This window comes from Pseudomonas coleopterorum (genome assembly GCF_900105555.1).
Classification (GTDB): Bacteria; Pseudomonadota; Gammaproteobacteria; order Pseudomonadales; family Pseudomonadaceae; genus Aquipseudomonas; species Aquipseudomonas coleopterorum.
The window spans coordinates 3928788-3949290 of record NZ_FNTZ01000001.1; the positions used below are offsets into that span (position 1 = coordinate 3928788).

20 protein-coding genes are annotated in these 20503 nt (G+C 64.1%); 10 read left to right on the forward strand and 10 right to left on the reverse strand.

Translation table 11 applies throughout. The annotated features are described in order from the left end of the window. Positions 1 to 262 precede the first annotated feature (262 nt). Positions 263 to 1489 carry a TIGR03862 family flavoprotein gene (locus BLV18_RS17665; RefSeq protein ID WP_090360472.1) on the forward strand — a complete coding sequence of 409 codons (1227 nt, stop codon included), beginning with the start codon at positions 263 to 265 and terminating at the stop codon, positions 1487 to 1489. 108 nt (positions 1490 to 1597) lie between these two features. On the opposite strand, the gene rhlE1 is transcribed toward BLV18_RS17665, so the two are convergent. The 5 genes from rhlE1 to BLV18_RS17690 all read right to left on the reverse strand — a co-directional run bounded on the left by rhlE1 (position 1598) and on the right by BLV18_RS17690 (position 6917). Then, complete coding sequence (gene rhlE1 / locus BLV18_RS17670; protein ID WP_056844037.1) at positions 1598 to 2932, reverse strand: RNA helicase RhlE1; 1335 nt, start codon at positions 2930 to 2932, stop codon at positions 1598 to 1600. A gap of 51 nt (positions 2933 to 2983) precedes the next feature. Beyond that, positions 2984 to 3871 (reverse strand): drug/metabolite exporter YedA, encoded by an 888-nt coding sequence (yedA, locus tag BLV18_RS17675; protein ID WP_049860890.1) that lies wholly within the window; start codon positions 3869 to 3871, stop codon positions 2984 to 2986. A gap of 86 nt (positions 3872 to 3957) precedes the next feature. Further along, positions 3958 to 4569: a 3'-5' exonuclease gene (locus tag BLV18_RS17680; protein ID WP_090360473.1), complete on the reverse strand. Its 612-nt coding sequence runs from the start codon at positions 4567 to 4569 to the stop codon at positions 3958 to 3960. A gap of 12 nt (positions 4570 to 4581) precedes the next feature. Further along, the gene (locus BLV18_RS17685) at positions 4582 to 5061 is read right to left on the reverse strand and encodes a LabA-like NYN domain-containing protein (RefSeq protein ID WP_043192734.1); all 480 of its coding nucleotides are present in this window, start codon (positions 5059 to 5061) and stop codon (positions 4582 to 4584) included. Between the two features lie 1136 nt (positions 5062 to 6197). Further along, a complete protein-coding gene (locus BLV18_RS17690; protein WP_056844036.1) occupies positions 6198 to 6917 on the reverse strand; it encodes a DUF2076 domain-containing protein in 720 nt (239 codons plus the stop codon). Between the two features lie 220 nt (positions 6918 to 7137). Here BLV18_RS17690 and BLV18_RS17695 point away from each other — a divergent pair, with 220 nt between their 5' ends. After that, positions 7138 to 7791: a YciC family protein gene (locus BLV18_RS17695; protein ID WP_090360475.1), complete on the forward strand. Its 654-nt coding sequence runs from the start codon at positions 7138 to 7140 to the stop codon at positions 7789 to 7791. A gap of 9 nt (positions 7792 to 7800) precedes the next feature. Here the strand turns inward: BLV18_RS17695 and rutF are convergent, their stop codons facing one another. The 5 genes from rutF to rutA are packed head-to-tail and all read right to left on the reverse strand — an operon-like array spanning position 7801 to position 11332. Continuing rightward, positions 7801 to 8316, reverse strand: coding sequence for an NADH-dependent FMN reductase RutF (gene rutF / locus BLV18_RS17700; RefSeq protein WP_056844034.1), 516 nt, complete (start codon positions 8314 to 8316; stop codon positions 7801 to 7803). After that, a complete protein-coding gene (gene rutD, locus BLV18_RS17705) occupies positions 8313 to 9095 on the reverse strand; it encodes a pyrimidine utilization protein D (protein WP_090360478.1) in 783 nt (260 codons plus the stop codon). The genes rutF and rutD overlap by 4 nt, the downstream gene beginning before the upstream one ends. Before the next feature lie 20 nt (positions 9096 to 9115). Further along, positions 9116 to 9499: a pyrimidine utilization protein C gene (gene rutC / locus BLV18_RS17710; RefSeq protein WP_090360481.1), complete on the reverse strand. Its 384-nt coding sequence runs from the start codon at positions 9497 to 9499 to the stop codon at positions 9116 to 9118. A 10-nt stretch (positions 9500 to 9509) separates the two neighbouring features. Beyond that, positions 9510 to 10250 (reverse strand): pyrimidine utilization protein B, encoded by a 741-nt coding sequence (rutB, locus tag BLV18_RS17715; protein ID WP_090360484.1) that lies wholly within the window; start codon positions 10248 to 10250, stop codon positions 9510 to 9512. Then, a complete protein-coding gene (gene rutA, locus BLV18_RS17720) occupies positions 10250 to 11332 on the reverse strand; it encodes a pyrimidine utilization protein A (protein WP_090360486.1) in 1083 nt (360 codons plus the stop codon). The genes rutB and rutA overlap by 1 nt, the downstream gene beginning before the upstream one ends. A 279-nt stretch (positions 11333 to 11611) precedes the next feature. Between rutA and rutR the strand changes: the two genes are divergently transcribed. The 8 genes from rutR (at position 11612) to tcuC (ending at position 20503) form a co-directional block, all read left to right on the forward strand. Next, positions 11612 to 12334 carry an HTH-type transcriptional regulator RutR gene (gene rutR, locus BLV18_RS17725; protein WP_090360487.1) on the forward strand — a complete coding sequence of 241 codons (723 nt, stop codon included), beginning with the start codon at positions 11612 to 11614 and terminating at the stop codon, positions 12332 to 12334. Between the two features lie 212 nt (positions 12335 to 12546). Next, positions 12547 to 13638, forward strand: a complete 1092-nt coding sequence (locus BLV18_RS17730) for a BMP family ABC transporter substrate-binding protein (RefSeq protein WP_090360489.1) — start codon at positions 12547 to 12549, stop codon at positions 13636 to 13638. Further along, entirely contained in the window at positions 13635 to 15149 is a 1515-nt protein-coding gene (locus BLV18_RS17735; protein WP_090360491.1) for an ABC transporter ATP-binding protein, read from the forward strand. The genes BLV18_RS17730 and BLV18_RS17735 overlap by 4 nt, the downstream gene beginning before the upstream one ends. After that, complete coding sequence (locus BLV18_RS17740; protein ID WP_090360493.1) at positions 15142 to 16254, forward strand: ABC transporter permease; 1113 nt, start codon at positions 15142 to 15144, stop codon at positions 16252 to 16254. The genes BLV18_RS17735 and BLV18_RS17740 overlap by 8 nt, the downstream gene beginning before the upstream one ends. Continuing rightward, the gene (locus BLV18_RS17745) at positions 16254 to 17180 is read left to right on the forward strand and encodes an ABC transporter permease (protein ID WP_049860878.1); all 927 of its coding nucleotides are present in this window, start codon (positions 16254 to 16256) and stop codon (positions 17178 to 17180) included. Before BLV18_RS17740 ends, BLV18_RS17745 begins: the two co-directional genes overlap by 1 nt. 43 nt (positions 17181 to 17223) lie before the next feature. Beyond that, on the forward strand, positions 17224 to 17982 hold the full coding sequence (locus BLV18_RS17750) for an SDR family NAD(P)-dependent oxidoreductase (protein WP_090360494.1): 759 nt from the start codon (positions 17224 to 17226) through the stop codon (positions 17980 to 17982). A 179-nt stretch (positions 17983 to 18161) separates the two neighbouring features. Next, complete coding sequence (locus BLV18_RS17755; protein WP_049860876.1) at positions 18162 to 18953, forward strand: outer membrane protein OmpK; 792 nt, start codon at positions 18162 to 18164, stop codon at positions 18951 to 18953. A gap of 251 nt (positions 18954 to 19204) precedes the next feature. Continuing rightward, on the forward strand, positions 19205 to 20503 hold the full coding sequence (gene tcuC / locus BLV18_RS17760; protein ID WP_056844023.1) for an MFS transporter: 1299 nt from the start codon (positions 19205 to 19207) through the stop codon (positions 20501 to 20503).

A 20503-nucleotide genomic window follows, 5' to 3' on the forward strand; every position in this document is an offset into this window, starting at 1 on the left:
AGCGAATGAAGCCCCGCGCAGCCGGGGCCTTGGGCGATGCGATCATTTTTTGATCAGCTTTGCAGGGCGGTTTTACGCGAACTCCGCGAGTTACTCACATCCGCTGTGCAGCCGCATGTGGATAACCTGCGCAAAACAGGCCACAGGCCGCATACGGCAAGGCTTTCAGAGCGTCGATCAAATTTTGATCAGTGGCGCGCGTGAATACAGAAGCGGAACGGGGCGTGTAGAATTCGCCTTCTTTTTCTGTCGATCCGTTTCCATGCACTCTTCTTCCCCTCGCGTTGCCGTGATCGGCGGCGGCCCGGCGGGCCTGATGGCCGCCGAAGTGCTGAGCCTGGCTGGCGTGGCCGTCGACGTCTACGACGGCATGCCCTCGGTGGGCCGCAAATTCCTGCTCGCTGGCGTCGGTGGCATGAACATCACCCATTCCGAGCCCCAGCCCGCCTTCGTCGCTCGCTACGCCGAACGTGCGCAGGCGGTGGGAGAATGGCTGGCTCCGTTCGATGGCCCACGGTTGCGCGAATGGATTCATGGCCTGGGCATCCAGACCTTCGTCGGCACCTCCGGACGCGTATTTCCGACCGACATGAAGGCCGCACCGCTGCTGCGTGCCTGGCTCAAGCGCCTGCGCGAGGCCGGTGTGGTTATCCACACCCGGCACCGCTGGCTGGGGTGGAACGACGACGGCAGCTTGCGTATCGAGCATCCGCACGGCGAATTGGCGGTGCGCCCGACGGCCACGGTGCTGGCGTTGGGCGGTGCCAGTTGGGCGCGGCTGGGTTCCGACGGCGCCTGGGTGCCTTGGCTGCAAGGGCGCGGTGTACCCATCAAGCCGCTGCAACCCTCCAACTGCGGCTTCGAGGTGCCAGGCTGGAGCGCAGTGTTGCGGGAGAAATTCGCCGGTGCACCGCTGAAGAACGTCGCCCTCGGGTTGGCTGGCGAGCCGTTGCGCACTGGCGAGTGCGTGCTGACTGAAACGGGTGTGGAAGGCAGCCTGGTGTATGCACTGTCCGCCGGGATTCGCGAGGCGATCAACCGCACGGGAAAAGCGACCCTGCACCTCGACCTGCTGCCGGATCGACCTGTGAATAAAGTCCGTGCGGCGTTGCACAAACCGCGGGGGTCCAAGTCCATGGCCCGGCACCTGCAGGGGCAACTGGGCCTGGAGGGTGTGAAAGCCGGCCTGCTGCGTGAACTGACCGATGCGCAGACCTTCGCCGACCTCGATGCACTGACCTTGGCGATCAAGGCGCTGCCGTTAACGCTGGTACGCGCCAGGCCGCTGGATGAGGCGATCAGCACGGCGGGCGGTGTGGATCTGCAGGGGCTGGATCGGCGGCTGATGCTTACCAATGTGCCGGGCACGTTCTGTGCGGGTGAAATGCTGGATTGGGAGGCGCCAACCGGGGGCTATCTGCTGACGGCCTGCTTCGCCAGCGGACGGCGGGCGGCGGATGGCGTTCTGGAGTGGTTGGCGCGGGGGTGATGTTTGCCTCTAAGGCCTCTTCGCGGGCAGAGCCCGCTCCCACAGGATCGAGCGCAAACCTGTGGGAGCGGGCTCTGCCCGCGAAGAGGCCCTCAAGCCCCCCACACCTCAAGGCTTGCGCTTGCGCGGCCCTGTATTGAACACCGGCACCTTGCGCACCGGCTTGACCACAGGGGTCGCATCCACCGGTGAATCACCGCTGTCGACCCACTTGCCCAGGTTCTTCTTGCTACCACTGACCTTGGGCTTCTTCGGTTTTTTCGGCTTCTTCACCACCTGGCCGCTGGCATCGGTGTCCGGCACTCGGTGATCGGGCACGAAGTCCGGTTCGTCGACGCGCTTCAACGTCTGCCGGGTCAGCATTTCGATGGCAGACAGCAACTGCACTTCGTCGGCGCAGACCAGGGAGATCGCCTCCCCCGTGGCCCCCGCCCGGCCGGTACGGCCGATGCGGTGAATGTAGTCCTCGGCCACGATCGGCAGGTCGAAATTGACCACCAGCGGCAGATCGTCGATGTCCAGGCCGCGTGCGGCGACATCGGTGGCCACCAGGATCTGCACCTCCGAAGCCTTGAAACGATCCAGTGCACGCTGGCGCGTGGCCTGGGGCTTGTCGCCGTGGATGCCGTCGGCGTTGATGCCCAGCCCCTGCAGCTTCTCGACCAGCGCGTCCACGCCGTTGCGGGTCTTGGCGAACACCAGCACCTGCTTCCAGCGCTGCTTCTTCAGAAGATGGCAGAACAGCTCCGCCTTGCGCTTCTTGTCCACCGGCACGATCCACTGCTGCACCGAGCTGGCGGCCACGTTGCGCGGGCTCACTTCGATGCTCAGCGGGTCGTTGAGCATCTGCCCGGCCAGCAGGCGGATGGAATCGGAAAAGGTCGCCGAGAACAGCAGGGTCTGGCGCTTCTTCGGCAGGGCCGCATAGATGTCCCGCAGTTCCTCGGAAAAGCCCAGGTCGAGCATGCGGTCGGCTTCGTCCAGCACCAGGGTCTGCAACTGGGAGAACTTGATCGCGTTTTGTCGATACAGATCGAGCAGGCGCCCCGGCGTTGCGACCAACAGGTCGACGCCCTTGCGCAGCTTCATCATCTGCGGGTTGATGCTGACCCCGCCGTACACCGCATAGGTGCTCAGCGGCAAGTGCTCGCCGTACTCGACGATATTGGCGTGAACCTGCTCGGCCAGCTCGCGCGTGGGGCACAGCACCAGGGCGCGGACCGAGTTGCTCGCCACCTTGGGGCCTTCCATGGCCAGCAACTGCAGCAACGGCAAGGCAAAACCGGCGGTCTTGCCGGTGCCGGTCTGGGCTGCGGCCATCAGGTCGCGACCGGCCAGCACCGCAGGAATGGCTTGGGCCTGCACCGGGGTCGGCGTCTGGTAGCCAAGCGTTTCAAGGGCGCGTTGCAGGGGTTCGATCAGGCCAAGGGTGGCGAATGTCATGGGTCTACCGTCAGAAGATGTTTCGCAATGGCCGGCAGTTTACCTTGTTGGCTAGGCTTTCGCCTTGCGCCATTGCGGCACGCCGATCAACACCACCGCGCCGATGATCACCGCCATGGCCACGCATTCCTCGACGCCGATGTGCTCACCGGCGAACAGGATGCCCAGCAACACGGCCACCGCCGGGTTGACGTAGGCATAGCTGGTGGCCGCCGCCGGGCGCACGTGCTTGAGCAGGTACATGTAGGCACTGAAGGCCAGGATCGAGCCGAAGCACACCAGGTAGGCCAGCGCGCCCCAGCCGGCGGCGGTGGGCCATTGCTGCATGCGCTCGCCCGAGATCAGGCTGCCCAGCAGCAGCACCGCGCCGCCGATGAGCATTTCCGTCGCTGCGGCCATGGCGCCCTGGGGCAATGGCAGACTCCGGCTCCAGACCGAGCCGAAGGCCCAGGCGGCCGCGGCGAAGATCAGCAGCGCCGCGCCCAGAGGGCTGGCCTGCAGGTTGGAACCCAGGTTGAGCAGGCCGATCCCGACCAGTCCGAGGACGATCCCCGCCCACTCCAGGCGAGTGTTGCGCTGCCCCCGGAACAGGCCGAAGAACAGGGTGAACAGCGGCACGGTGGCCACCGCCAGCGCCGCCACCCCGGACGACACGCCTGCATGTTCGGCGACCGTCACGCCGCCGTTGCCGCAACTAAGCAGCAGGATCCCCACGCACCCGGCCGCGCGCCACTGTGGCCAGGTCGGGTTGGGCGCGCCACGCAGGCGCAGGAAGGCATAGAGAATCGTCCCGGCGATGAGAAAGCGCACCCCGGCCATCAGCAACGGCGGCCACGACTCGACGCCGATACGAATGAACAGGTAGGTCGAACCCCAGACGAAATACAGGGCCAGAAAGGCGCCGATGAGCAACAGGGGGAAGCGGGCTTGAGCAGGCATTTCAAAGGTCGTCCATGGTGTGTTTTTGTTCTTTCCTGGTGGGAACCGGGCGGCGAGCCCTCTGCCCGCGAAGAGGCCTTCCAGCCCTACCCCAACCGATGCTTCTGCAACACCTCGCGCATCTTCGCCATCGGCACTTTCTGCAGCGTGCAGAACAGCCCGTGGGACACCTCGGCCAGCCCGTGCCGCTCGCGCAACTCGCGCGCCAGATGCTGGGTCAGGTTGGCCGCCATCTCGGCATCGGCCATGGCCCGGTGAGCCTGGCCGGTATGTGGCAGCCTCGCCCACTGGGTCAAGGTGCCCAGCTTGTGATTCGGCGCGCCGGGGAACAGGCGCCGGGCCATCAGCATCGAGCAGGCAAAGCTCTGCACCCGCTCGCGGCGCAGCAGGCTGAGCTCGTGATCCCAGAACTTCTGGTCGAAGGAGGCGTTGTGCGCCAGCAACGGCGTGCTGCCGACGAACTCGGCGACTTCGGCCATTACCTCGGCCGCGGGCGGCGCCTTGCGCACCATGGCCGTGGTGATGCCAGTCAGGCTGGCAACGAAGCCGAGCACGGGCAGGCCTGCGTTCATCAGGCTCTGATAGCGGCCGACGATTTCGCCGCGCTCGAGCATGACCACTGCGATTTCCGTAGCGCGGCAACCCATGTTCGGCGAGATGCCGGTGGTTTCGAAGTCGATGACAGCAATGCGTTCCAAAGCGGTGAAACCTCAATTCTTCAGCAGCAACGCACCCTCGATGGGCACGTAGCGGGTGGCGGCGCGGATCAGCGAGTTGGCGGTCAGACCTGGCACGCCATAGGCCACGGCCTCGACGCCATGCTTGCCGATGATGCGGTCGAGCAGCAGGTCGAAATCGCCGTCGCCCGAGGCGAGCACGATCTCGTCGACGTGATCGGCGGCGTCCATGATATCGATGGTGATGCCCACATCCCAGTCGCCTTTGGCCGAGCCGTCGCTGCGCTGGATGTAGGGCTTGAGTTTGACCGTGAAGCCGAGGTTGCGCAGGATCTGCTGAAACTGCTGCTGCTTGCTGTCGCCACGGTCGATGGCGTAGGCATAGGCCTCGACGATCTGCCCGCGCTGGCCGATGTCGGCCCACAGTGCGGCGTAGTTGAAGTGACAGCCGTAGGCCTGGCGCACGGTGTAGTAAAGGTTCTGTACATCGGCGAACACCGCGATCTTCTTCACCGCACTTCCTCGTCGCGCTGGGCGCCTGAGCTTCTGGAGAGCCAGTATGCCAGTGTTGGGGCGAGGATGGGGGTGTCAGTGCCAGCCTCTTCGCGGGCAGAGGGCTCGCCGCCCGCCCCGCTCCCACAGTGGTGTGCCATGTGTGAGGGTGGGTGACTGTGCCGGCCTCTTCGCGGGCATAGACCCGCTTCCACAGTGGTGTGCCATATGTGAGGGGGGTGACTGTGCCGGCCTCTTCGCGGGCAGAGACCCGCTCCCACAGTGGTGTGCCATGTGTGAGGGGGGGTGACTGTGCCGGCCTCTTCGCGGGCAGAGACCCGCTCCCACAGTGGTGTGCCATGTGTGAGGGGGGGTGACTGTGCCGGCCTCTTCGCGGGCAGAGACCCGCTCCCACAGTGGTGTGCCATGTGTGAGGGGGGGTGACTGTGCCGGCCTCTTCGCGGGCAGAGACCCGCTCCCACAGTGGTGTGCCATGTGTGAGGGGGGGGGTGACTGTGCCGGCCTCTTCGCGGGCAGAGACCCGCTCCCACAGTGGTGTGCCATGTGTGAGGGGGGGGACTGTGCCAGCCTCTTCGCGGGCAGAGACCCGCTCCCATAGTGGTGTGCCATGTGTGAGGAGGGGGTGACTGTGCCGGCCTCTTTGCGGGCATAGATCCGCTCCCACAGTGGTGTGCCATGTGTGAGGGTGGGTGACTGTGCCGGCCTCTTCGCGGGCATAGATCCGCTCCCACAGTGGTGTGCCATGTGTGAGGGGGGGGACTGTGCCGGCCTCTTCGCGGGCAGAGACCCGCTCCCACAGTGGTGGTGCTATGTGTGAGGGGGGGTGACTGTGCAGGCCTCTTCGCGGGCAGAGACCCGCTCCCACAGTGGTGTGCCATGTGTGAGGAGGGGGTGACTGTGCCGGCCTCTTTGCGGGCATAGATCCGCTCCCACAGTGGTGTGCCATGTGTGAGGGGGGGGACTGTGCCGGCCTCTTCGCGGGCAGAGACCCGCTCCTACAGTGGTGTGCCATGTGTGAGGGGGAGGGACTGTGCCAGCCTCTTCGCGGGCAGAGACCCGCTCCCACAGGATCGCGCGCACCCCTGTGGGAGCGGGGCGGGCGGCGAGCCCTCTGCCCGCGAAGAGGCCCTCAGGCCTTACACAAAATCATCATCGTCGGAAAAGAAGCCACTGTCGCCACTGCTGTCGTAACCGGCATCGGCCAGCCCGCCCTGATCGTTCCAGCTGTCATTGCTCACCTGCTGGGCGTCACCGCTGTCGTTCCAGCCGCCGTTGTCGCTCGCCTGGGCCGGCTCTTCCTTGATCACCTCAACGATCTCCTGAGGATTGTCGTGGTGAAACAGGCTGCTGATGCCCTGTGCCAGCATCACGCCCCCGGCCACACCGGCAGCCGTCTGCAGGGCGCCGCGCATGAAGCCGCCACCCGCCGGCGCCTGAGCGCCTGGAGCGGCGTAGTTCTGCTGTGGCGGCGGCTGGTACGCCGGCGCCTGACGAGCCGGTTCGCGCCAGCCGTTGCCCTGAGGTTGCACGGCCCGCGCCGGTTGCTGCACGTCGCGGTTGCCGCCGCCGAAAATGCTCGACAGGAAACCACCACCGCCCTGCTGCGCCGGCGCGGCCGCCTGGCTACGCGCCTGTTGCAACTCGGTCTGCAACTGCTGGTTCTGCTCGCTCAGGCGCTTGATCGCCGCTTCCTGGACCAGGATCGCCTGCGCCATGTAATAGGGCGCGGCGGGCTGGGCGGAGACGTGGCCCTTGATGCGCTCGTCGGCCTGCGCATCGCGCGCACTGCCCTCCTTTTCGGCCTGCTGGAGGCGAGTGAACAGACCGTCGATCAGGCTTTGTTCATCAGTGTTCATGGCGACCTCGTTCGATTGCCCGGAAAATGGCGTGGCCGGCGCACAATGCGTCGGTTCTGCTGCAATGATGGGGCTGCTGCCCCGTCTTTCAATGACCGGCCGCGATTAAACTTTGTTCACCTGCGTAAGCTCCTACACGCCACGGCGCGCTGGCCGGGTGTTGAAAAACGCCACCATCGGCTAAAGTGTCGACCTGCTTTTTGACCTGTGACCCGGCCCCATGAACCCGCTGATCGTATTGCGCGACTCGTTCTATTTTTTCCGCATCAACCTGTGGGCAATCCTGCGCCTGTGCCTGCCGCTGGTGGTCTGCGAAGCCCTGGCTCGCGAGTTGGTGGCACGCGCGAACGGCCCTGACGCCTCGGTGATGTACGACGTGGCCGTGGGCCTGCTGTTCTATCCGTTGTACACCGCCGCGCTGATCCTGTTCCTCGATGCCCGCACCGACGGCTATGAGCCCCAGGGCCGGCACCTGCTGGGCAAGGCCCTGCACCTGTGGCCACGCTTCGCCCTGATGGCGGCCATCAGCACCCTGCTGATCATGTTCGGCATGTGGCTGTTCGTGCTACCGGGGCTGTACCTGATGATCAAGCTGTCGTTCTCGGAATACCTGCTGGTGCTGCGCAACAGCACCCCGTTGCAGGCCATGCGCGAAAGCTTCGACCTGACCAAAGGCAAATTCTGGCCGATCCTGTTCACCCTGCTGGCGATCATGATCCCGCTGTGGCTGCTCGACGGCCTCAGTGCCATGGCCTGGAGCGACGCCCAGCCCACGCCGGTGCGGCTGCTGGTCGACAGCGTCAACAGCTTTCTGCAACTGCTGCCCACCGTGGTGCTGTTCCGCTTGTTCATGCTGATGGGCAAGCCGGACTGACCGCACCGCTCACACGCTGGCTTGAGTACCCGCCAGTTCGTGGTAGCGGCGAGCGAAATAGACCAGCACGTCGGCCTCGTCCTGCTGGCGGATGTCCAGCACCTCGCAGAAGAGAATGTCGTGGGTGCCAACACTGGTGCTGCTGGTGATCCTGCAATCGAAGGACAGTTTGGCGCCCTCCAGAATCGGCGCACCGGTAATCCCCTGGCTCCAGTGCCCCGCCGCGAAACGCTCCTCCTGGGGAATCTTGCCGCCGAAGGCGTTGGACAGGGCTTGTTGGCCATTGCCCAGGGTGTTGACGCATACCATGCCGTTGCCCGTGAAAGACTCGTAGACCGAGGCTGCGCGGTTGATGCACACCAACAGCGTCGGCGGCTGATCGGTCACGCTGCACACCGCCGTCGCCGTGAATCCCGCGCGCCCGTGGGGGCCGTCGGTGGTGATGACGTTCACCGCAGCGGCAAGTCCTGCCATGGCATCGCGGAAGGCTTGACGCTCGACGGGAATCGAATGGGGCACGTTCATAGTGAGAGTCCTTGAAAGTAGTCGAGCACGGCGTGATGAAAGGGTTGTGGATCGCTGACGCTCGAGGCGTGTCCGCCGTATTCGAGCACCACCAATCTGGCGTTGGGCAGGTGCTCGGCCAGGTGCCGGGAACGCTGCCAGGGCATCAGCATGTCGTCTCGGTTGGCGATCACCAGCGCAGGCGTGTCGATGCTCGCCAGGCGCGATTCGATGTCGAAGGTTTCCAGCGCGTTGATCCGCCGCAGCAGGTTGTCATGGCTGGGGAAATGCGCCAGCGCATGGGCCTCGTCCGCGGCCAGGCGCGCACCGTTGCTGGCAATCCAGTCGGCCGGGTACAGGAACAACGCCTGCGCCTGCACGTAAGCCTCGGCACCGCTGTCACGCAGCAGGTTCTTGCGCACGGCAAAACAGCGCGCGCTGTGCGGATTGGGGCTGCTCCAGGCATTGATCAACACCAGGCTGCTCAGGCGCTGGGGCTGCAGCGCGGCCAGCGCCAATCCCACCAGGCCACCCAGGGCGTGGCCCATGAAATGGCATCGCTCGATATTGAGTTCGTCGAGCAGCCCCAGCAGCTCTTCGGCCATGTGCTCGATGCTGTAGCCCTCGGGCAATTGCGCAGGGCTGCGCCCGGTGCCGGCATGATCATAGGTCACGACGCGAAACTGCTCGCCGAGCAGCGCCAGATCGCCCGCCCAGAACCCGGCCGAACCGCCGAGCCCCGAACTCAGTACCAGGGTGGGTGCATCGGCATCCTGCCGACCGTGTATGGCGTGGTACATGCAAACCTCCGCAGTGAGTGTCAGCCGATGTGCGCAATGCTGGCGATTTCGATCAGCGCGTCAGGTTTGACCAGGCCGCACTGGATGCAATAGCGCGCAGGCTTCTCGCCGGCGAAGTACTCGGCGTACACCTCGTTGACCTTGGCGTAGTCGGCCCAGTCGCGGATCATGATCATGTTGAAGGTCACGTCATCCAGGGTGCCGCCGGCCGCTTCGACCACGCCCTTGATGATCTCCAGCACATGGCGGGTCTGCGCCGTCGCGTCGCCCACATGCACCACATCGTTGTCCTTGTCGAATGGCAACGTGCCCGACACGTATAGGACGCCATCGGCCATGGAACCGGGAACGAAGGGGGCCAGGGGCTTGCCGGTGCCGGCAGGGATAATCGATCGTTTGCTCATCTGTGCATCCTCAGGAAACGGCCCCGACGGGGGCGAAGGTGGTGCAGAAGTCGTCCACGCTGGAGACCCAGCCGAAGAAGGTTTCGATGTTGAACAGCGCTGCCTGCTGCGCGAACGCCGGCCCGGCCTGGTGGGTGGCATCGGCCAGCACCACACCGAAATACTCCAGATGGAAACCGTCGCGCAGGGTCGACTCCACGCAGACATTGGTGGCGATGCCGGTGAACACCAGGTTGCGGATGCCGCGAGCACGCAGGGTGCTGTCGAACGTGGAGTTGAAGAACGCGCTGTAGCGGGTTTTCGGGACCACGATATCGCCGGGCTGGGGCTTGAGCGGATCGACCAGGGCATAGTCCCACCCGCCCTTGGCCAGCAGCTGGCCTTGCAGCTCGGGGCGCTTGCGCATGGTTTTCAGGGCATTGGACTTGTGCCAGTTGGGTGAGCCAGGCCCGCCCGCCTCGACGTAGTCGGCGTCCCAGCCGTTCTGCAGGAAGATCACCGGAATACCTGCGGCGCGGGCTGCCACGAGGGCTTTCTCGATGGCCGCGATCACCGGGCCCGTACTCGATACGTCGAAGCCGGCCAGGTCCAGATAGCCGCCCAGGCTGGCGTAGGCGTTCTGCATGTCGACCACCACCAGCGCGGTTTCACTGGCCTTCATGCGCAGGGATTCGGGGCGGGCGGGAAGTTCACGGGCGGGGTGCGCGTCCTGCGGCAGGGACACACCGGCGACGTTGACGGGCACATTCATCATACGGCCTCCAAAGTGGGCATCACGTGCTGGCGGCTGCTCATCAGCGGCTGGATCTTGCGGCCGAAGTCTTCGATGCCTTGCACGAAATCATCGAACGTCAGCATCACGCCCTGGGTACCCGGCACGCTGGCGACTTCGTCGAGCATGCGCGCCACGCTGGCCCAGGAACCGACCAGGGTGCCCATGTTGATGTTGACCGCCGAGGTAGGGTCGGCCATCTGCCGCAGGTTGGAGCTGGCGCCCTTGTCCGCCGAGCCCTTCTCGCCCAGCCAGGCGATGGCTTCCTGATCGGCACCGGCCTTGATGTGCTCCCAGCGCGCGCGGGCGGCCTCGTCGGTGTCGGCGGCGATGATCATGAACAGCACGCAGGAGGTCACGTGGCGCCCGGTCTTCTTGTTGGCTTCGAGCAACGCCTGGGCCGTGGGCGCGAACGCGGTCGGGGTGTTCACGCCTTTGCCGAAGCAGAAGTTGTAGTCGGCGTACTGCGCCGAGAAGGCCATGCCCGCCTCGCTCTGGCCGGCGCAGATGAGCTTCATGTCAGCCTGCGGGCGCGGGCTGACACGGCAGTCCTGCATGGTGAAATGTTCACCCTTGAAGTCGCTGCGCCCGGTGCTCCACAGGTCGCGCAGGACCTGCGCATATTCGCCCAGATACTGGTAGCGGGTGCCGAAGAATTCGTCGCCGGGCCACAGGCCCATCTGCTCGTACTCCGGTTTCTGCCAGCCGGTCACCAGGTTGACCCCGAAGCGGCCGTTGGAAATCGAATCGATGGTCGCCGCCATGCGTGCGGTGATGGCAGGCGGAATGGTCAGCGTGGAGACCGTGGCGAACAACTGGATCTTGCTGGTGACGGCGGCAAGCCCGGCCATCAGCGTGAAGGATTCCATGTTGTGTTCCCAGAATTCCGTCTTGCCGCCGAAGCCACGCAACTTGATCATCGACAGCGCGAAGTCGAAGCCGTAATGCTCGGCCCTCTGCACGATCTGCTTGTTCAATTCGAAGGTGGGCAGGTACTGCGGCGCGTTTTCGGAAATCAGCCAGCCGTTGTTGCCAATAGGAGTGAAAACACCGATATCCATGTGGTTCCCTTTCTGAGTGATGATCGTTACGCACCGGACAGGTTGCGCATGAAAGTCACTTAGCAGGGATCAGGCCATGTTTGGTTAATCCTGTACTTTCAACAGGTTGCAGACAATTGGTAAACTTTATCGGACCAAACGGTCCGAAGTAGAGCACTTGGTTTGTGCGATTTTCCGCGTCGCGGTGCAAAACGATGCACGACGTCCCCATGCCTGTATCGTCAGCGGACATTCGCCCGTTATCATGGCCGCCTACCTCCAGCCGCAGGTTCCAGACGCGTGAAAGAGCATCCCCCCGCCAACGAGCCCCGTGCCAAGCGCACGCGCAACGTCAAGCCCAAGCCCGCGGCCAAGGCCACCCGCGAGCCGAGCGCGGCGGCACTCAAGCGCCGGTTGCAACTGATGGAAAGCAAACGCACCGCGATACTGGGCGCCGCGCTGGATGTGTTCTCCCGCTATGGCCTGCACGGCAGCAGCCTCGACCAGGTGGCCACTCGGGCTGACGTCTCAAAGACCAACCTGCTGTACTACTTTTCCAGCAAGGACGATCTCTACCTGAGCGTGCTCAGGCAGTTGCTGGAGGTCTGGCTCAGCCCCCTGCAGTACTTCACCGCCGACAAAAACCCGGTCGAGGCCATCGGCGCCTATATCAAGGCAAAACTCGAACTCTCTCGGGATCACGCGGCAGAGTCGCGTCTGTTCTGCATGGAGATCATGCAGGGCGCGCCGCTGATGCTCAGTGAACTGCAGCAGCCCTTGCGCGAAACCGTCGACACCAAGGTGGCCGTGATCGAACACTGGATCGCGACGGGCCAACTGGCACCGATCAACCCGCACCACTTCATCTTCTCGCTATGGGCAACCACCCAGCATTACGCCGACTTCCGCACCCAGGTCGAGGCCGTGACCGGCAAGACCCTGCACGATCCGGTATTTTTCGAAGAGGTCCTGGTGGGGTTGCGCGGTTTGATACTCGATGGCGTGCGGCCAAGACCTGCGTGAATGCCCTCTAATCGTGCCGAGCGCACAAACCAAGTGCTCTAGTTCGGACCAATTGATCTGAATTAAGCCCCAAAAATAACCCAACACACTGTAATAAAAGCGCTTTTCTGAAATGGCACGGATGCTGCTTTCGAGCTCCGGGCGGCTTAGGGCGGGTTCCTGGCCACGGCAGCATCCCGCTGCCCCATGCTCACATTTCAGGAAGGCGCCTCATGATCAAGACACTGCTACCGGGAATTTTGCTGGCCGCTTCGGCCTGTTGGACAGGCACTGCAGCCTACGCCGAGGGACTGACCCTCAAGGGCCCGGCCAAGATCGCCATGGTCTACATCAGCCCGCGCAACGACGGCGGCTGGACCCAGGCATTCGACGAAGCCCGCATCAAACTGGAAAAGAGCCTGGATCAGAAGATCCAGTACGTCGAGAGCGTTCCCGAAAACGCCGCAGCCATCACGCCGGTGGTCGACCGCCTGATCGCTCGCGGCGCCAACATCATCATCGGCACCGCGTTCGGCTATTCCGACACCTTCCTGGCGTTGGCAAAGAAATACCCCGACGTGGCCTTCCTCAACGGTTCGGGCACCACCAACGCCGCGAACCTCGAATCCTTCTACGGCCGTACCTACGAAAGCCAGTACCTGTGCGGCATGGCGGCGGGTGCGGCGTCGAAGTCAGGCAAGCTGGGCTTCGTGGCCGCCAACCCCTTCGGCCAGGTCAACTGGACCATCAACGCGTATGAACTGGGCGCGCAGCAAATCAATCCTGCGGCCACGGTCACGGTCATCTACACCGGCGCGTGGAACGACCCAGTCAAGGAACGCGCTGCCACCATGGCGCTGATCGACAACGGTGTCGACGTGATCGGCCAGCACGTCGACAGCCCGACACCGCAGATCGTCGCCCAGGAGCGGGGCATTCATGGCACCGGTCATCACCGGGACCTGAGCGAGTTCGCGCCCAAGGCCACCGTGTGCTCGTCGATGTGGGTGTGGGACCGTTTCCTGACGCCTGAAGTGAAAAAGATCATGGCCGGCAACTGGGTTCCCCAGGCCAATGGCGCCTTGCTGTCGATGCAGCAGGGCGGCACCGACATCAGCCTGACCCAGGACGCCGTGATCAGCCCCGAGAACCGGGCCAAGATCGACGCGGCGCGGGCCGAGCTACTGGCCGGCACCAAGACGCTCTATACCGGGCCCATGGATGACCGTGATGGCCAGCAGCGGCTCGCCCCAGGCCAGGTCATGAGCGATCCGGACCTGTGGAAAATGGACTGGTTCGTCAAAGGCGTGATGACCCAGAAATGAGCCAGGCCAACGCGCTCCAACTCACCGGTATCAGCAAATCGTTCGACGGCTTCAAGGCGCTGAGCGAAGCCGACTTCAGCGCCCGCTGGGGCGAGGTGCATGCCCTGCTCGGCGAGAACGGCGCTGGCAAGTCGTCGCTGATGAACATTGCCGCCGGCCTGTACGCGCCGGAAACCGGCAGCGTGCTGATCGACGACAACAGCGTGCGGCTGCACAGTCCCAAGGATGCCAGCCGCTATCGCATCGGCATGGTTCACCAGCACTTCAAGCTGGTGCGCCCCTTCACCGTGGCGCAGAACATCCTGCTCGGCCTGCCCGAGCAACCGGGAGAAGGCAGCTACCGCAAGCGGCTGGCAGCGCTTGAGCAGACCATCGCCCGCAAGGCAGAAGAGCTGGGTTTCGTCCTCGATCCGCGCCAGGTGGTGGAAACCCTGTCGGTGGCCGAGCAGCAGCGCGTGGAAATTCTCAAGGTGCTGCTGGCTGGCGCGCGGATCCTGATTCTCGATGAGCCCACTGCGGTGCTCACCGACCAGGAAGCCGAGCGACTGCTGAGCACGGTGCAGTCCTTCGCCCGCCAAGGCGCTGCGGTGGTGCTGGTCACCCACAAGATGGCCGATGTGAAACGCTACGCCGACCGGGTGACGGTCATGCGCGGCGGCCGCACGATCAAAACCCTCGACCCACAGGGCGTCAGCGTCGAGGAGCTGGTACGCCTCACCGTCGGCGAATCGGCAGCGCTCAGCCCGACCCTGCCGGCAGCGCCGGGCGAAGCGTTGCTGCGGGTCAGCAATCTCACCAGCGTGGCCGGCACCGGCGGGCTTAAGGGTGTCGACATGACACTCCACGCCGGACAGATCTATGGCATCGCCGGGGTCGGTGGCAACGGCCAGGGCGAATTGGCCAATGCCCTGATGGGCCTCGAACAACCGACCGAAGGCGATATCCACCTGGCGTCCTTCGGCGACCTGCGCACGGCCAGCGCTGCGCAACGCCGAACCTTGCGTATCGCCGCCATCCCCGCCGACCGGTACGGCGCGGCGCTGGCCGGCTCGCTGTCGGTGGCCGAGAACTTCGCCATCGGCCAACTGCACGATGGCCGCTACGGCTCTTTCCTGCGCCTGCGCGGCCAACGGCTGCTGGAAGACGCCGCCCAGGCGGTGGCCGACTTCGATGTCCAGGGTGTGCGCTCGCTGCAGCAGAAAGCCGCCCTGCTGTCCGGCGGCAATGCCCAGAAGCTGGTGATCGCACGGGAGTTCAGCCGCAATCCACAGCTGATTCTGGTGCACAGCCCCAGCCGCGGCCTGGATGTGCGCGCCACCCAGGCGGTGCACGCACGCCTGCGCGCTGCGCGCGATGCCGGGGCGGCGGTACTGGTGATCAGTGAAGACCTGGACGAAGTGCTGGCCCTGGCCGATCGCATCGGCGTGATGAATGGCGGCCGCATCGTCGCCGAATTCGACTGCCCGGCCGACCGCCAGGCCATTGGCAAAGCGATGGTGAGCCATGACTGAACTCTCCCAACCCCTGCTCAAGACCTCACGCCAACCGCTGCTCGGCCGACGCTACACCCTGGAACTGCGCCAGCAGATGGGCTGGGGCGGCCAGGCGCTGGTGATCAGCCTGGCAGTGATCGTCGGCTTGGCCCTGAGCACGGCCATTCTGGTGGCGGCGGGCGTGCCGGCCGACCAACTGCTGGAAGAGTTCGTCGGCCAGACGCTGCTCGATGCCGGCAACTTCAAGGCTGTGCTGTTCCAGGCGGCGCCGATGATTCTGGTCGGCATGGCCGGCTGCCTGGCATTTCGCGCACGTTTCTGGAACCTGGGCCTGGAAGGCCAGATGATCTGGGGCGGGATCGGCGCGGCGGCCATCTCGATCTTCCAGATCGGCCCCGAGGCCCTGCGCCTGCCGTTGATGATGGCCTCGGCCATCGTCTGCGCGATGCTCTGGACCCTGGCACCGGTCCTGCTCAAATTGCGCCTGAAGGTCAACGAAGTGATTTCGACCTTGATGCTCAACTACATCGCCGCCAACTTCCTGCTGCACCTGCTCTACGGCAGCTGGAAAGACCCACGGGACAACTTCCCCTACTCGCCCGCTTTCCGCCCGTTCGAGCTGCTGCCCGACCTGTTCGCCGGCTACAACGTGGCGATCGTGATTGCCGTGGTCATCATGGCCCTGGCCGTGTGGTTCATCAGCGTATCGCGCGCCGGCCTGTACCTGCGCTTCGTCGATGCCAACCCGCGCGTGGCCAGCGCCGTTGGGGTGCCGGTACGGCGGATGATCCTCGGCACCGTGCTGCTGTCCGGCGCCCTGGCCGGTGTCGCAGGCTTCATCGTCAGCGCAGGCCAGGAAGGTCGACTGACCCAGTCGTTCTACCAAGGCTATGGTTTCTCGGGAATTCTCATCGCGTTTCTGGCGCGCAACAACCCGTTCGCTGCCGCCATCGTCGCCTTGCTGGTGGCGATGCTGTTCGTCGCCGGGCGCAACCTGCAGGTGTTCTACCAGATCCCCTTTTCGATGGTGCAGTTGATCCAGGCCATCCTGGTGATCTGCGTGGCCTCTTCGGACTTCTTCATACGGCACCGTTTGCGGCGCATCCAGGCGGGAGAACAGTGATGGATCTGGTGACTTATTGGCTGAGCAGCGTTCCCGAGTTCGCCGTGCCCTTCGCCCTCGCCGCGCTGGGTTTGATCATCATCGAGCGTGCCGGCGTGCTGGCGCTGGGCGCCGAAGGCATGATGCTGGTGGGCGCCCTGGCCGGGATCGGCATGCAACTGGCCCTGGGCCTGCCGGGGCTGTCCCTGCTCGCGGCCATGGCGGCCGCCAGCGTGGTCTCGCTGTTGTTCGCGCTGATGGTGCTGGTGCTGCGCATCAATCAGGTCATTGCCGGGCTGGCCCTGGTGTTTTTCTGTCAGGGCCTGACCGGCTTGCTGGGCACCCTGCTGGGCTGGACCAATCGCCCGGTTAGCGGACTTACGGCCGTCGAGCTGTGGCCGCTGAGCGAGTTGCCAGTGGTGGGAGGCCTGTTCAGGCAGAACCCGATGGTGTTCCTCACCGTGGTGATCTTTTTTGCTGTGGTCTGGTTTCTCAACCGCACCCGCACCGGGCTGAAACTGCGCGCCGTGGGCGAGAACCCCCAGGCCGCCGATGCCGCCGGCCTGCCGGTGCTGCGCTATCGGCTCGCCGCGATTCTGGCCGGCAGCGCACTGATGGGGCTGGCGGGCGGATTCATTGCCGTGCTCAGCACCAAGATGTGGATCGCCGACATGACCGGCGGCCGTGGCTGGATCGCCATTGCCCTGGTGATCTTCGCACGCTGGTCACCTTGGCGCGCGTTTGCCGGTGCCCTGCTGTTCGGCGGTATCGAGGCACTGATTCCGCAACTGGCCGCCGCCGGTGTGCAACTGCCGCAGTATTTCATGCTGATGACGCCCTACGCCGTGACCCTGGCGGTCATGGTCTGGGTCGCTGCCAGCAAGCGCGCAGGTGCCAGCCAGCCGGGCGCGCTGGGTGAACCCTATGTTCGCGAAGAGCGACGCTGAGCGATTTTTGAACGGTCGATTTTTGAGCTGTCGAGGTTTCCACATGAGCGGTATTGTTTTCATCACCGGTGCGACGTCCGGTTTCGGGCGGGCCACGGCCCGTCGTTTCGCCCAGGCCGGCTGGTCGCTGATTCTCACCGGGCGACGCCTGGAGCGCCTGCATGCCCTGCTGGATGAACTGGGCGCGCAGGTGCCAGTGCACGTCGCCGCGCTAGATGTGCGCGATGCCGCAGCGGTCGCGGCCGTCGTCGCCGGTTTGCCCCCAGCCTTCCAGCGCGTGACTGCGCTGATCAACAACGCCGGCCTGGCCCTGGCCCCGGTACCGGCGCAACAGGCCGACCTGGCTGACTGGCACACCATGATCGACACCAACGTGACCGGTCTGGTCAACGTGACCCACGCGGTGCTGCCAGCACTGCTGGAAACCGGCGCCGGGGCCAGCATCATCAACATCGGCTCGATCGCCGGTGAGTGCCCCTACCCCGGCAGCCACGTCTATGGCGCGAGCAAGGCCTTCGTCAAACAGTTTTCCTACAACCTGCGCTGCGACCTGCTGAGCACCGGTGTACGGGTCACCGACCTGGCGCCCGGAATCGCCGAAACCGAGTTCACCCTGGTCCGCACCCAGGGCGACCAGCAGGCCGCCGGCCAGGTCTACCAGGGCACCACGCCACTGACCGCGGAAGATATCGCCGAACAGATTTTCCACGTCGCCACCCTGCCCGCCCACATCAACATCAATCGCCTGGAAATGGTCCCCGTGCGTCAGGCCTGGGGACCGTTCGCGATCGATCGCGACTGAAACAAGAAGCGTCGTCCGGCCCGTTTCGGCCAGCAAGACGCCAGCGCAACAAGCCCGCGCCCCGCACGGGGTCGGGGAGCCAACTCGGTTGTCTGCCCACAACTTCGACGCCCGGTCCACGACATCTGTCGGACCAATGCCGGTGCGCCATAAACACCACATTGATTGATGGGTAAAACATGAAAAACGCTTGGGGAGCATCACTGTGCATGTTAGGTCTGCTGGGCGCTGGCAGTGCTCATGCTGAAGGGCCATTGCTGTGGCACGGAGAAAGTCTGACGTACCTGTACGGCAAGAATTACAAGGTCGATCCGGCGATACAGCAAACCGTCACCGTCGAACATGCCAGCGCCTGGACGTGGGGCGACCTGTTCGCCTTCGTCGACAACAGCTGGTACAACGGCGCGCGATCCGGCAATGGCCATTACAGCCTCTACGGCGAATTCAGCCCACGCTTCAGCGCCGGCAAGTTGCTGGGCCAGGACCTCTCATTCGGACCGGTGAAAGACGTGCTGCTCGCCACCACCTACGAGTTCGGCGATGACGACGTGGATGCCTACCTGATAGGTCCGGGCTTCGACCTGGACATTCCAGGCTTCGACTATTTCCAGCTGAATTTCTACTACCGCAAACCCGACGGCAACCGCGTGCCTTCCGGCGCCTGGCAGATCACCCCGGCCTGGTCCTACACCTTGCCCTTGGGCAACTCGAACCTGTTGATCGACGGTTTCATCGACTGGGTGGTGAACAACAAGAGCGGCCATGGCAACAACCAGTCCGACTACCACGCCAACCTGCACTTCAACCCGCAGATCAAGTATGACCTGGGCAAAAGCCTGGGCTACGAAGCCAAGCACCTGTATGTGGGTGTGGAATACGATTACTGGTCCGACAAATACGGCATCAAGGATGACGGCTCTTTCACCACCGACCAGGACACGGCGAGTTTGTTGGTGAAGTATCAGTTCTAGATCGAGCAGGTTTGCTCGGCAAGCACGCCCACCGGGCGGGCCGGGCTGGATTTCGAAGCTTGACGGGCCACTGTGATTTCTCCCTTCGCGGCAGTGGCCCGCACCCTACCGATACAAAATCAAATCCCGTATTGATCGCGTTCATGCATCAATCCATGCGAAATCAACGATTAACCTGGAGACCGGTTTACCCGAGAATATTGCGTAACGAGCGGTTACAAATAATCTCAAAAAAGCGCTGGAGAACAACAATGCATCAGACATCGCGCCCGTCCGATCGGACAGGGTCGAAAGCCGGAATGGTCTTCCGGGTGACCTCCGGGAATTTCCTCGAACAGTTCGACTTCTTCCTCTTCGGTTTCTATGCCACGCAGATTGCGGGCGTTTTCTTCCCCGCCTCGAACGAATTTGCCTCCCTGATGATGACCTTCGCCGTATTCGGCGCGGGGTTTCTGATGCGTCCGCTGGGTGCGGTACTGCTGGGGGCGTACATCGATGACGTGGGCCGCCGCAAAGGTCTGATCGTCACGTTGGCCATCATGGCCAGCGGCACCCTGCTCATCGTGCTGGTTCCCGGTTACGCCACGATTGGTCTGTGGGCACCTGCCCTGGTGTTGTTGGGGCGGCTGCTGCAGGGGTTTTCCGCAGGCGCGGAACTGGGTGGTGTTTCGGTGTACCTGTCCGAAATGGCGACGCCTGGGCACAAAGGCTTCTACGCCAGTTGGCAATCGGCAAGCCAGCAGGTGGCGATCGTCGTTGCAGCCGGGCTGGGCTACGGCCTCAACCAATGGCTGGCCCCGGCCCAGGTGGCCGAATGGGGCTGGCGCATCCCGTTCGCCATCGGCTGCCTGATCGTGCCGTTCATCTTCTTCCTGCGTCGCAGCCTGGAAGAGACCGCCGAGTTTTCCAGTCGCGTACGTCGACCTTCGATGAAAGCGGTCTTCGCCACGCTGTACGCCAACGCTGGGCTGGTCGTGCTCGGCATGCTGATGGTGGCCATGACCACCACGGCCTTTTACATGATCACCATCTACGCGCCGACTTTCGGCAAGACCGTATTGCAGCTGAGCACCAGCGATGCGCTGATCGTGACCTTGCTGGTCGGCGTCTCGAACTTCTTCTGGCTACCTGTCGGTGGCGCCTTGAGTGACCGCTTCGGCCGCAAGCCACTGTTGGCTACCATGTCGCTGGTGACCGCGATCACGGCCTATCCCGCCCTGTCCTTCCTTGCCCAGGCGCCGACGTTCGGCCACATGCTCGAAGTCCTGTTGTGGTTCTCCTTTCTGTACGGCCTGTACAACGGCGCGATGATTCCGGCGCTTACCGAGATCATGCCGGTCGAGGTGCGGGTAGCCGGCTTCTCCCTGGCCTATAGCCTGGCCACCGCCGTGTTCGGCGGCTTCACACCCGCAATCTCCACCTGGCTTATCCACGTCAGCGGCGACAAGGCTGCACCGGCTTACTGGATGATCTTTGCAGCCCTCTGCGCGTTCGTGGCCACGTTAGTTTTGTACCGCCGACTTGCAGTCAAGTCCCCCGTCATCGCCTGA